Source organism: Bradyrhizobium sp. GW821-FHT13H05 (genome assembly GCF_058804065.1).
Genome location: NZ_JBXAPO010000018.1, coordinates 1 through 13,389, shown reverse-complemented (window position 1 = coordinate 13,389; position 13,389 = coordinate 1). Strand labels below are relative to the sequence as shown.

Annotated in this window: 8 protein-coding genes; 4 read left to right on the top strand and 4 right to left on the bottom strand. The window is 64.2% G+C overall.

The genetic code is table 11. The annotated features are described in order from the left end of the window. Positions 1-11 precede the first annotated feature (11 nt). Positions 12-1,745 (bottom strand): phospholipase C, encoded by a 1,734-nt coding sequence (locus AC1RR3_RS33710; protein WP_492828810.1) that lies wholly within the window; start codon positions 1,743-1,745, stop codon positions 12-14. 268 nt (positions 1,746-2,013) lie between these two features. On the opposite strand from AC1RR3_RS33710, the gene AC1RR3_RS33705 reads away from it, so the two are divergent. Beyond that, positions 2,014-3,189 (top strand): YncE family protein, encoded by a 1,176-nt coding sequence (locus tag AC1RR3_RS33705; RefSeq protein ID WP_492828808.1) that lies wholly within the window; start codon positions 2,014-2,016, stop codon positions 3,187-3,189. A gap of 210 nt (positions 3,190-3,399) precedes the next feature. Here AC1RR3_RS33705 and AC1RR3_RS33700 read toward each other — a convergent pair whose 3' ends face one another. Beyond that, positions 3,400-4,191: an ABC transporter substrate-binding protein gene (locus AC1RR3_RS33700; RefSeq protein WP_492828807.1), complete on the bottom strand. Its 792-nt coding sequence runs from the start codon at positions 4,189-4,191 to the stop codon at positions 3,400-3,402. Positions 4,192-4,445: 254 nt separating this feature from the next. Between AC1RR3_RS33700 and AC1RR3_RS33695 the strand changes: the two genes are divergently transcribed. Both AC1RR3_RS33695 and AC1RR3_RS33690 read left to right on the top strand, forming a co-directional pair. Next, positions 4,446-5,639, top strand: coding sequence for an efflux RND transporter periplasmic adaptor subunit (locus tag AC1RR3_RS33695; protein ID WP_492828805.1), 1,194 nt, complete (start codon positions 4,446-4,448; stop codon positions 5,637-5,639). Between the two features lie 12 nt (positions 5,640-5,651). Beyond that, a complete protein-coding gene (locus AC1RR3_RS33690) occupies positions 5,652-8,810 on the top strand; it encodes an efflux RND transporter permease subunit (RefSeq protein ID WP_492828804.1) in 3,159 nt (1,052 codons plus the stop codon). Between the two features lie 3 nt (positions 8,811-8,813). Here AC1RR3_RS33690 and AC1RR3_RS33685 read toward each other — a convergent pair whose 3' ends face one another. Both AC1RR3_RS33685 and AC1RR3_RS33680 read right to left on the bottom strand, forming a co-directional pair. Further along, positions 8,814-10,787, bottom strand: coding sequence for a potassium transporter Kup (locus tag AC1RR3_RS33685; protein ID WP_492828802.1), 1,974 nt, complete (start codon positions 10,785-10,787; stop codon positions 8,814-8,816). A 475-nt stretch (positions 10,788-11,262) separates the two neighbouring features. Then, the gene (locus AC1RR3_RS33680) at positions 11,263-12,435 is read right to left on the bottom strand and encodes an MFS transporter (protein WP_492828800.1); all 1,173 of its coding nucleotides are present in this window, start codon (positions 12,433-12,435) and stop codon (positions 11,263-11,265) included. 50 nt (positions 12,436-12,485) lie between these two features. On the opposite strand from AC1RR3_RS33680, the gene AC1RR3_RS33675 reads away from it, so the two are divergent. After that, positions 12,486-13,307: an AraC family transcriptional regulator gene (locus AC1RR3_RS33675; protein WP_492828798.1), complete on the top strand. Its 822-nt coding sequence runs from the start codon at positions 12,486-12,488 to the stop codon at positions 13,305-13,307. The last annotated feature ends 82 nt before the right edge of the window (positions 13,308-13,389 follow it).

Below are 13,389 nucleotides of genomic sequence, written 5' to 3'. Positions count from 1 at the left end.
GTCCTGTAGGACTAGTGGTGGTGATGCTCGTCCGGCGGGCTGGTCATGACAGTGCCGGAGGTGGGATCGAGGAACAGCGCGTCCGCCCGCAGATCGTGGCGGTGGTCTTGATCGAAGTCGAACAGGTCCATGATCGAGCCAGCGCTGGCGTCGAACGCGCCGCCGCCCAGACGCTTGCCGCGCAGCCAATTGTCCTCGATGAACCGCACCACCGAGGCCTGCGAGATATAGGTATGGCTGACGAAGTTCGTCCTGGCGTAGGGCGAGACCACGATGAAGGGCACGCGGGTGCCCGGACCGCAGCGACCGTTCACCGGCTGACCGGAGAGGCCCTTCGGTGCCGGCTGCTTCTGCGGGCCGAGGCCGCACAGGCCCGGACCGTTGACCTGATCGGCGGTCGGATCGTAGGAGGCGCTTTTCGGCGCGACATACTGATGGTCGTACCAGCCGTCGGAGTCGTCATAGGTGATGATGATTGCGGTCTCGCGCCACTCCGGCTGCTTCTGGAGGAAGTTGATCAGCTCAACATTGCCGACCTGCTCGTCGAGCGGATCGGAGTTGCCGGCGTGACCGTCCTGGAAGGCCGGCATCTTGATGTAGGAGACGGCCGGGAAATTGCCGGCCTTCACCGCGGCGTAGAAGTCCTCGAGATCGTAATTGTGGTTGGCCGGGTCAACCTTGCCATTGAGATCGTGGGTATGGCCGACCGCGTGGACCGAGCTCGGCCGTGCATGGGTCGGGTTGGCGGTGGACTTGTAGTACTGGAAGAAGGCGTGGTGCGGAATGTAGTCCACGATGGTGCCGTTGACGTTGCTCGAGAACGTGCTGCGGGCGCAACCAGTGGTGCCATTGGCGTTGTTGAGCGTCAGATCGAAGCCGCCCATGAAGCTGCCCCAGCTGATGCGCTCGTCGTTGAGCAAATCGCCGATGTTCTTGTTCTGCATCAGCATGGTGCTGGTCGTGCTCGAGCACGAATCGTAGCCCGGATCGGTGTCACCGATCAGCGTCAGGCCGCCCTGGCCATCGGCGATCGACGCCGATGTGCCGACGATGTTTTGCACGCCGTTGGTCTGGCCGGAGACCACTTCCAGCATGCCGGGCGTGGACGGACCAAACGTGTCGGTCCAGTGGTTGTCGCTCATGGCGAAGTGCTGGGCGTAGTTCCAGAAAGCGGTGACGGTGTTGCCGTCGAAATAGCCCATCACCTGGCCGTTGGTGCCGAAGGCGCCGGCTCCGCCGGCCGTGCCGCGGCCAGTGAATTTCGGGAACAAATCTTCCTTGCCGTTGTCCACTGCCTGCTGCTCGGGCGTATAGGCGTGGTTCTGCGACCGCGTATTGGCCTGGGTGCGATCGAGCCGGAACGGGTCCGTCGCGCCGGTGCCGTTGGCCGGGCTGTTGTTGGGGTTGTTGACCAGCAGGTTCGCCGTGACGAGGTTGTTGACCTTCGGCGTATGCGGCTTCGGCACGAAGGGGATCGCGCCGGACGGATTGGCCGCGTTCGGATAGGTCGCGAAATAATGGTCGAACGAACGGTTCTCGTTGAAGATGATGACGAGATGCTTGATCGGCGTCTCGGTGTGGATGTCATGCGGATGACGGTGGTGATCGCGGTCGCTGCCGTGATCACCTTGATCGTGTCCGCGATCGCGGTCCCCGCCAAAATCGTCCGCGAGGACGGGAAGAGTGCACGCGAGCGCGCTCGCGGCCGCGAAAATCGCAGCCGTCGTCAGTAGTCTCGATTTCATTTTTTTGACGCCCCGGAAATGAGGATGTTTACGATCAGAAATATTCTAAACACCGCGGGTGACAGAGCTGTGTCAGTTTGACGCACGAGACACTTGGCGCAATGGTTGGGGTGCAATTTTTTATGCAGCCGCCTGTGCCACCTCGCCGGGCCACGTCCTGCCGATTTATTCCCCGGGCAACGGCAAAAATGATCGCGTCCAGATTGTTGCGTGATGCGCCCGGTTGTATTTAGCTTGACCGGACAAGAACATAACTTTCGGGGGAAACATGAAAGCCGCTCTTTGCAGGCGCACGCGCCATGCCGCGTCAGCCCTGCTCGCAACGTCCCTGGCTGGCCTCGCCAATTTCGCCGCTCATGCCGAGATCGTCGTCACCGCCAATGATGGCAAGATGGCGCTGGAGAACGGCATTGCCGTGGTCCGCAAGCAACCGCTGCCAGATACGGTCAGCGTCATCGATCTCACCGACGGCGCGCTGAAGCTGCTGGGCGAAGTGCCGGCCCCCGCCAGCGTCGTCGGCCCACCGCCGAGCGTGGCGATCGCGCCGGATGGCGCCTACGCGCTTGTGACGGGCGCCATGAAGGTCGATCCGGCGGATCCGACCAAGGCTGTGCCCGACGACAAGCTCTCCGTCATCGACCTCAAATCCTCTCCACCAAAGGTGCTCGCGACGCTTCAGGCCGGCGCCGGCGCGGCCGGCGTCTCGATCAACCGCGCGGGCACGCTGGCGCTGGTCGCGAACCGCAGCGAAGGCACCGTCTCGGTCTTCACGATCAGTGGGAGCACGCTGACGCCATCAGGCAAGATCCAGCTTGGCGACGCCAAGTCGGGTCCGAGCCATGCCGTGTTCTCGCGCGATGGCGCGACCGCGCTGGTCACGCGTGACGGCGACAGCAAGATCTCGCTTCTGACCGTGGACGGGACCAAGGTCGAGTACGCCAAGCGCGATCTCTCCGCCGGCATCCGCCCCTACGATATCGATCTCACCGGCAGCGCGGTGGCGGTCGTCGGCAATGTCGGCGCCAGCAGCGGCGACAGCGACACGATCAGCCTGATCGACATGACCGCAAAGCCGATCCGCGTTGTCACGACGGTTACCGTCGGACAGACGCCTGAAGCGGTGAAAATGTCACCGGACGGCAGCCACGTCGCCGTCACCGTCATGAACGGCTCGAACAAGCCGTCGGCCTCGCCCTTCTTCAACGATTTCGGCCTGCTCAAGGTCTACAGGATCTCGGGTACCGACCTCACGCCGGTGGCGGAAGCGAAGATCGGCCATTGGTGCCAGGGCATGGTGTGGTCGAAGGACTCCAAATATGTCGTGACCGAGTGCATGGTCGAAAACGAGCTGATCGCCTTCTCGTTCGACGGCAAGGCGCTGAACAAAACGTCCACGCTCAAGATGCAGGTGAGCCCCGCGGGCATCAGAACCGCGGAGCCGTAGGGCCGGAGTGCGGCGGAGAATCGTCTGCGGCCATCCTTCGAGACGCCCGCCTACGGCGGGCCCTCAGGATGAGGTCGTATTTTGCGGCGAGATATCAGACCCTCATGGTGAGGAGCCCGCCGAAGCGGGCGTCTCGAACCATGCAGGCCGAGCACGCTCGGCGGTCTCTTAGCTATTCATATCCAATCGAGCTGGTACGCTCCGCCTGCCCTACTCGGTGCGGATCGGCGTGTCCTTCAGGCCGTTGTTGTCATAGGCCTTGCGCAGCGTGCCGTTCGTCACGGCCTCATTCATGAACTTGGTGACGAAGGTCAGCGACTGGCTGTGCCCGAGCGGCACGGCGACCGCCGTCACCGTCTTCTTGAACGTCTCGTCGAGCACCTTCGTGCCGGGAATCTTCTGCGCCATCTTGTTGAGCTGATCACGCGACAGGGCGAAGGCGTCGACCTCGCCGCTCTTCAGGAGTCCAAAGATCTCGTCATAGGTCTGATAGCCCGTCACCTTCGCGTTCTTCAGATGCGCAACGGCGCCCCGCATCGTGGTCGTGGCGTTGACCGCGGCGACCTTGATGCCCACTTGGTCGAGCGTGGCGAAATTGGTGATGTTCGAACCGGCCTTGACGATATAGGTGGCGTCCGCGACCTCGTAGATCGGGCCGAACATCATCTTGCTCTCGCGCTCCGGGTCCTTGGGCAGCCAGGTGACGTCCCAGCTGCCTTTGCCCGCCGCGTCGGTGATCTGGCCGGAATTCTGGTGCACGACATATTCGACGGGCACGCCAAGCTGCGCGGCCATCTCCTTGCCGAGATCAACGGGAACGCCGGCATAGCCGGCTTCCGTCTTGGTCGACCAGAACGCGCCGCCCGCGGGGCTGATCGCAATCGCGACCCGCAGCTTGCCGGTCGGCGCGATCTCGTCCTTCAAACCATCGGCTAGCGCGGGCATGGCGACCGCAGCTGCGAGAACGAGGCCGGCAAGGGCCGACCGGAGGGACGTTGGCATGTCATGTTCTCCTCACTTTTTCTTCTTCGCGTCGTCCCGACCGCTTCACGTCCGTCTCACGGCCTTTGACACAATTCTGGTCGATCGTGCGCCCGATGAAAAGCGGTTTGTCATGACAAACCTGTCAAAGGGCACAGCGCTGTTTGCAGTGCAAGGCCGGTGATTGCCAGAAGACTGCCATGGCTATGGTGTTCCACGGCCGGGCATTTGTTGATAGCCTGCCGCACCGACAGACCGCAATCGGGGGCCATCGAATGACCTGCGCGAATCCCGCATCTCCCGCACATCGCAATACAGAGTGGAGACAGATCGGGCGAGCGCTGACCGCCTTGGCGGCCGTGGCCGTCCTCGCCGGCTGCGAGGACAAGAATACGTTCGTCGCCCCGCCCCCGCCCAAGGTGGACGTGGCAACGCCGGTGCAGCGGCCGGTGACACGCTATGTCGAGGCCACCGGCAACACCGCGCCGATCAAGAGCGTCGATCTCGTCGCACGCGTGCAGGGCTTTCTGCAATCGATCGACTACCAGGACGGCACCTTCGTCAAGCAGGGCACTCAGCTGTTCACGATCGAGCCCGAGACCTACAAGCTCAAGCTCGAGCAGGCGCAGGCGGCCGAGGCCGGCGCGCAGGCCTCGCTCCGGCAGGCGGAAGCCGACTACAAGCGGCAGGCCGAGCTGGTTCAGCGCCAGGCAGTCTCGCAGGCCACCTTGGACACATCGACGTCCACCCGCGACAACGCCCAGGCCAATCTCCAGCAGGCCCAGGCCAACACAAGGCTTGCCGAACTCAACTATGGCTACACCAAGGTGAGCGCGCCGTTCGACGGCATCGTCAGCGCGCATATGGTCTCGATCGGCGAGCTCGTCGGCGTCGCTTCGCCGACCCAGCTCGCGACCATCGTCGCGATGGATCCGATCTGGGTGAACTTCACCGTCAACGAGCAGGACGTGCTGCGCATCCGCGCCGAGGCGCAGCGGCGCGGGTTGACGTCCGCGGACCTCAAGCAGTTCCCGATCCAGGTCGGCCTCCAGACCGAGAGCGGCTATCCTCATGAGGGCCACCTCGACTACGTCGCGCCCACCATCAACCAGTCGACCGGCACGCTCGCGGTGCGCGGCCTCGTGCCCAACGACAAGCGGGTGCTGCTGCCCGGCTATTTCGTCCGCGTCCGCGTGCCCTTCAGCCAGGAGAAGGACGCGCTCCTCGTTCCCGATACGGCACTTGGCAGCGACCAGGGTGGCCGCTATCTGCTCGTCGTCAACGGCGACAACGTCGTCGAGCAGCGCAAGGTGCAGATCGGCCCCGTCGACAACGGCCTGCGCGTGATCGAGAGCGGCCTGAAGCCTGATGACCGCGTGGTGATCGCAGGGCTCTTGCGCGTGATCCCGGGCCAGAAGATCGATCCACAGGTGACGAAGATCGGCCAGCCGCAGGCGTCTGCGAAGTAGGGAGCGGACGCCATGATCTCAAAATTCTTCATCGAGCGGCCGGTCCTCTCGAACGTCATTGCACTCTTGATGATCCTGATCGGCGGCGTCGCGCTGTTCAACCTCGCGATCGCGCAATACCCTGACGTGGTGCCGCCGACGGTGCAGGTCACCACGCGCTATCCCGGCGCCAGCGCCAAGACCGTGATCGACACGGTTGCCTTGCCGATCGAGCAACAGGTCAACGGCGTCGAGGACATGCTCTACATGCAGTCCTACAGCGCCTCCGACGGCACCTATACGCTGACCGTGACCTTCAAGATCGGCACCGACCTCAACTTCGCGCAGGTGCTGGTGCAGAACCGCGTCTCCAGCGCGCTGTCGCAGCTGCCGACGTCGGTGCAGAACCAGGGCGTCACCGTCCAGAAGAAGTCGACCTCGATCCTGCTGTTCGTGACGCTGACCTCGCCGGACTCCCGGTTCGACAGCCTTTACCTGAGCAACTACGCCACCATCAACATCCGCGACGAGCTTTCGCGGCTGCCCGGCGTCGGCAACGTCACCGTGTTCGGCGCCGGGCAGTATTCGATGCGCATCTGGCTCGATCCGAACAAGCTGCAGGCGCGCGGATTGATGCCACAGGACGTCATCCAGGCGATCCAGCAGCAGAGCCAGCAGGTGTCCGCCGGCCAGGTCGGCGCGCCGCCGACGCCGCCGGGCCAGGCATTCCAGTACACGCTCAACGTCAACGGAAGGCTCGACGACAGTAGCCAGTTCGAGAACATCATCGTCAAATCAGGCAGCAGCGGCGACGTCACGCGGGTGCGCGATGTCGGCTGGGTCGAACTGGGGGCGCAGACCTACAGCCAGATCTTCTCGCTGAACAAGCAGCCCGCCGTCGGCATCGGCGTATTCCAGTCGCCCGGCGCCAACGCGCTCCAAGTCGAGCAGGCCGTCGAGAAGAAGATGGTAGAGCTCGCCAAGCGATTCCCGGAAGGCATCAAATACGACACGCCGTTCGACACCACCAAATTCGTCGAGGCCTCGGTGCACGAGGTCTACATGACGCTGATCGAGGCCGGCCTGCTGGTGCTGGTCGTGATCCTGGTGTTCCTGCAGGACTGGCGCGCAATGCTGGTGCCGGCGACGACCGTGCCCGTCACCATCATCGGCGCGTTTGCCGCGATGGCGGCGCTCGGCTTCACCATCAACATGTCGACGCTGTTTGCGATCGTGCTCGCGATCGGCATCGTCGTCGACGACGCCATCGTCGTGGTGGAAGGCGCCGCCCACAACATCGAGCAGGGCATGAACGGCCACGACGCCGCGATCAAGGCGATGGACCAGCTGTTCGCGCCGATCGTCGGCATCACCCTGGTGCTGATCTCGGTGTTTTTGCCGGCCTCGTTCCTCGCAGGCCTCACGGGCCGCATCTACTCGCAATTCGCGCTGGTGATCGCGGCGACCGCGCTGTTGTCTGCCATCAACGCGGCGACCTTGAAGCCGACCCAATGTGCATTGTGGCTGCGGCCGGCGGTGCCGCCGGAAAAGCGCAACTTCTTCTATCGCGGCTTCAACAACGTCTATAACCGGGTCGAGCGCGGCTATACGCGGCTGATCACCTTCCTGTGCGGGCACGCCACAATGTCGGTCGCCGTCGCACTGGTGCTGATCGTGATCGGCGGCTACGGTCTGTCGCGGGTGCCGACCGGCTTCCTGCCGATCGAGGACCAGGGCTATCTGATCGCCGCCATTCAGCTGCCCGACGGCGCCTCGCTGGAGCGGACCCAGAAGGTGCTCGACAAGGCCAGCGAGATCATCAAGGAGACGCCCGGCGTCCAGCAGGTCATCACCATCGCCGGCATCTCCGCGCTCGACAGCAGCGCCAGCCTTGCCAATGCCGGCGTCGCCTACATCATCCTGAAGGATTGGGAGGCGCGCAAAGGCCCCGGCGAGGATTTGCGCTCGCTGGTGTATGGGCTGAACGACAAGCTCGCGGTCATCATGGAGGCGCGCACCATCGTGCTGCCGCCGCCGCCGATCCAGGGCATCGGCAACGCCGCCGGCTTCTCGATGCAGGTCGAGCTGCGCGACGGTAACAGCGATTTCGCCAAGCTGCAGGCGATAACAGGCGCGATGGTCAGTAACGGCCAGAGCCAGAGCGCGCTACAGCGCGTGCAGTCCTCGTTCCGCTCGTCGGTGCCGCAATTCAACGTCGAGATCGACCGCATCAAGACCCAGACGCTGCACGTCACGACCGATCAGGTGTTCTCGGCGCTGTCGACCTATCTCGGCTCGTCCTATGTCAACCAGTTCAACAAGTTCGGCCGCGTGTTCCAGGTCTACACGCAAGCCGATCCCGCGTTCCGCGTCACCGAGCGCGACATCGCCAACATGCAGGTGCGCAACTCCAACGGCGACATGATCCCGATCGGCACGGTCGCCACCATCACGCCGGCCACCGGCCCGTCGCTGATCAGCCTCTACAATCTCTATCCCTCCTCGACCGTGATCGGCCTGCCGGCGCAGGGCTACTCGTCCGGCCAGTCGCTGAAGCTGATGGAGGAGATCGCGGACAAGACGCTGCCGCAGGGCACGGGCTTCGAGTGGACCGCGATGTCCTACCAGGAGAAGGCGGTCTCGAACCAGATCTACTGGGTGTTCGGGCTGGCCATGCTGCTGGTCTATCTCGTGCTCGCCGGCCAGTACGAGAGCTGGTACGCGCCGATCTCGGTGATCCTGGCGGTGCCGCTGTCGCTGCTCGGCCCGACGCTGATCCTCAACGGCCTCAAGATCGACAACAACCTCTACTGCCAGATCGGCCTGATCCTCTTGATCGCGCTGTCGGCGAAGAATGCGATCCTCATCGTCGAGGTCGGCCTCGAGCTGCACGGCCGCGACGGCAAGCCGGTGCTGGAAGCCGCGATCGAGGCGGCGCGCGCCCGCTTCCGGCCGATCCTGATGACGTCGTTCGCCTTCATCCTCGGCGTGGTGCCGCTGGTGATCGCGACCGGCGCCGGCGCCAGCGCGCGCAAGTCGATCGGCATCACCGTATTCTCCGGCATGCTGGCCTCGACCTGCCTTGCGGTGCTGTTCGTGCCGGCCTTCTTCGTGGTGGTGCAGCGGTTCGAGAACTGGCGGGCATCGAAGAAGGCGCCGAAGGCCGTGCCGGCGACGCAGACGGAAGCCTGATCGTCACACGTCGACGCGGAAGCCGACCTCGATCACCGCGTCGTGGGGGATCTTGAAGAAATCAGGCGCGCGGCTGGCAATCCGGTTCAGGAACGAGAAGATGCCGAACGTAACAGGATCGATCGCCGATCCGGCCTCGCGGCGGACGATGGTCTCGTGGGCGAGATAGTAGTTCTTGTGATCGAGATCGGCATCGAAGCCGAGCTTGTTGCAATTGTCGAGCGTCAGCGGAATGTCCGGCGTCTGCATGAAGCCGAGCCGGACCTGGATGCGGTAGAAGCCGTGCCCGAGGCGATGCACGGAGTGACGCTCGCCGAACGGCACACGCGGCCTCTTGTCCGACACGTAGGTCAGCAGCACCACGGTCTCATGCAGCACGCGGTTGTGCTCGATATGGCGCAGCAGCATCGGCGAGACGCCGTGCTCGACTTTTGTCAGCCACACCCCCATGCCGGGCGCGCGGCCGATCACCGCCGTGTCGGCATAACCGAGGAATTCCTTCAGCGGCATCGACATGTCGTCCAGGCGCTGCCGCACCGTGGATGAGCCCCTGCGCCAGCACAGCATCAGCACGGCGATGATGGTGCCGACGACCAGCGGAAACCAGCCGCCCTCGAAGATCTTCAGCGAGTTCGAGACCAGGAACGTCGCATCGATCGCGCCGAAGGCGAGGATCACCGGCAGCGCCAGCCGGCGCGGCCATTTCCAGCGCGAGCCCGCGACGTGATAGAGCAGGATGGTGGTGATCAGCATCGTGCCGGATACGGCGATGCCGTAGGCGGCGGCGAGGTTTTCCGACGAGCGGAACATGATCACGGTGAGCAGCGTGCCGGTCATCAAGAGCCAATTGGCGGCGGGCACGTAGATCTGGCCGGCCTCGTCATAAGACGTCGGCGTGATCCGCGCCCGCGGCACCAGCCCCATCTGCATCGCCTGCCGCGTCAGCGAGAACACGCCTGATATCAGCGCCTGCGAGGCGATGACGGTGGCGAAGGTTGCCAGGATCACCATCGGGATCAGCGCCCAGCCCGGTGCAAGCTTGTAGAAGGGATTGTCGGCGGCGGAGGGATCGGCGAGCACCAGGGCGCCCTGCCCGAAATAGTTGAGCATCAGGGCCGGCAGCACCAGCGCGAACCAGGCGCGGCGGATCGCGGTGGCGCCGACATGGCCCATGTCGGCATAGAGCGCCTCGCCGCCGGTCAGCGCAAGGAAGACGGCACCGATCACTGCGAACGCGACCTTGACATCGGAGACCAGAAACTGTGCCGCCGCAAGCGGATTGATCGCCAGCAGGATCGCCGGCGCCTTCCACACATTGACCGCGCCGAGTAGGGCGATCACGACGAACCAGACGACCATCACCGGGCCGAACAGTTTTCCGATGCTGCCGGTGCCGTGACGCTGGATCACGAACAGGCCGATCAGCACGGCGAGCGTCGCCGGCAGGATGAAATGCTCGAAGGCGGGCGCGACCAGCTTGAGGCCTTCCATCGCCGAGAGCACGGAGATCGCCGGCGTAATGACGCCGTCGCCATAGAGCAAGGAGGAGCCGATGACGCCGAGCAGGACGAGGATCGGGAGCCGCGCGCCGTTCGCCACCTTCTCGGCGGCAACCAGCGACAGCAGGGCCAGGATGCCGCCCTCCCCGTCATTGTCCGCCCGCAGGATGAACACGACGTATTTCAGCGCCACCATCGCGATCAGCGCCCAAAGAATGAGCGAGACGATGCCGGTCACCTCAGCTGCTTCAGGCATGGGATGGCCGAGGCCGGAGAGCGCGACCTGGAAGGCATAGAGCGGGCTGGTGCCGATGTCGCCGAACACGACGCCGAGCGCCGTCAGCGCCAGAAACAGGGGATTGCCGAGGTGATGGACGAATTTTGCGTGCTCGGTCGCCGCGTCAAGCGGATCGTAGGCAACGCCCGTCGCGGCGCGATCGATCAGGCTCCGGACCGGGAGATCGGACGGCATATCCATGCGGGCCTCGGCGGGAGGACAGATACCCGCAGGGAGGAAATGCAAGCGCCGTGCCGGGGGCTGAGGACAAAAGTGCGAAAACAACCCCATGCACAGTAGAGACGGGGTTGATAAGGCTCGCGAAATTTCTGACTTACCGAAATGACTTGCTCCGTCGGGCAAAACAGGGGTAGAGTGGCATCATCGGAAGGCGTGTGCGGGGTGCCTCCTCATCCCCTGTCGCCGCCGTATCCTCAGTCATTGCGAGCGTAGCGAAGCAATCCAGAGTCCCTCCGTGGAGGCAGTCTGGATTGCTTCGTCGCTACGCTCCTCGCAATGACGAGTGGAGGGAGTTGCGCGCGGGACCGCAACGTCCCCGGTCGTTGCGGTGTCCCCCGTCCTCGCCGGCTCCTCCGTCATTGCTTCCGCCTTCGCTCTTCGAGCTTCGGCGGACAAGTCGCTTCGCTCGCAATGACGGGTGGAGAGGCCGTCGGCCTCACACCGCCTGCGGCGTCCTGATCTCGCGCGGCAGGATGATCGCGGCTGCGATCGCGAGCAGGCAGAGCGCGGCAAAGGCGTGCAGCATGGTGACGAAGCCGCCCTGCTCGTAGAGCCAGGCAACCAGGCCGACGGACGCGCCGGCCGCGGTGAAGCCGATGAAATAGCGCACGGCATAGGCGCGCGAGCGCCATTCCTCGCTGGTGTATTTGCCGACCATGGCGTCGTTCACCGTGACCTGCCCGAACGCGCCCATGACGATACCGATCGAGACCAGGATCAGCGGCAGGTTGGACAGGCTCGCGGCGAGATACAAAAACGGCGCCAGCATGAAGGACAGCGGCAATGCCACGGTCTTCAACGAATAGCGATCGAGCAGCCGACCGATCGTGTACTGCGTCATCGCGCCGAACACGTAGACGCAGGCCGCGATGACGCCGAGCAGCGCCGGACTTTTCGTCAGATCCGCGAGCCGTTCTGCGAACAGCTTTGGCAGCGCGACGGTGACGGCGTTGAAGGTCGTCGAGATCGCGATCACGACGATGAGGAGCGCGAGGATGACGCGCCACATGTCCTGCTTGGCGACACGCGCCTGCGCCGCCGCCTGCTTGCTCCCCTTGCGGTCCTCATGCACGACCATCATCGCGAACGCGATGCCGATCAGGATGGTGACCACGCCGGGAACGATGAAGGCAAAACGCCAGCCGAGATACTGGCCGATCACGCCTGTCACCAGCGCGGACGAGGCCACGCCGAGATTGCCCCAGACGCCGTTGATCCCCATCTCGCGGCCGAGCCGGTCGGCATAGGACACGATCATCGCGGTGCCGACGGGATGGTAGATCGAGGCGAAAATGCCGATCGCCAGCAGCGCGGCGCCGAGCTGTGCCGGTGTCTGCACAAAGCCGACCGAGATCATGGACAGGCCAATGCCGACGAAGAAGATCAGCATCATGTGGCGGCGGCTCCAGCGGTCGCCGAGCCAGCCGGTGAGCAGTGATCCGGCGCCGAAGGCGATGAAGCCGGGGGTCGCGTAAGGCAGCAGTTCCGAATAGGCCATGCCGAGCGCCGGTCCCATGATGATCACGGCGGCAGCGAAGATCAGCATCGCATAATGGTCGATGAAATGGCCTGCGTTGACGAAACTGATGACCCGGCTGGGGCTGTTCATACGAATCCTCTCCTGCTCCGAAATGGGTTATATGTCGAGCGAATGACGGGATGCTGCCAATGACTGTCTTGGAAACGCCAATCTTGGAAACGCCAATCCTGCGGGAGGTCCGGAGCAACCATCGCTCGCCAGCCGGCGTGCACCTGGTGGCGCGCGACTATCCCAAGGGCATGCGGATCGATCCGCACATGCACCGCGAGGCGCAGCTGATCTACGCGGCCAAGGGCACGATGCAGGTGACAACGCCCGGGGGACGCTGGCTGGTGCCGCCGGATCGCGCCGTCTGGGTCCCGGCCGGACTCCATCATTCACTCGATCTGCTCGCCGACATCGAGATGCGCACGCTCTATTTCGACCTCGCCTGGCTGAAGCGCGAAAAGCGCTATGAGGGGTTGACCAGGGAATTCGTGGTGCGGGTGTCGCCGCTGCTCAATCAGGCGATCCTGGCACTGTTCGACCCACGCAATACCGAGGAGCGCACCGGGCTGCTGGTCCGCCTGGTGATGCTAGAACTGCACCAGGCCGAGGATTCCGCGACCTTCGTGCCGCTGCCGCACGAGCCGCGCTGCCGGCGCGCCGCGATGATCGTGCTCGACGATCCCACCGGGGCGCACGACATCGACACGCTGGCGCGCGAGGTCGGAACCTCCGCGCGCACGCTGTCGCGGCTGTTCTCCACGGAGACGCAGCTGAGCTTCAAAAGCTGGTGCCAGCGTGCACGCATCGCGGCGGCGATCCAGCGGCTGTCGACCGATGCGAGCGTGTCGGTGAAGCAGCTCGCCACCCAACTCGGTTATGCCAGCGTGCCGGCTTTTTCGGCGGCGTTCCGGCAGGTGACGGGGCGGACGCCGACGGAGTTTGCGGGGAAGTAGGGTTGTCTCCTCGTCATTGCTGTGCATGTTCACTAATTCGCTGATCGAATTCATCCTGTTCAGGGAGGATTCCGATGCGAGA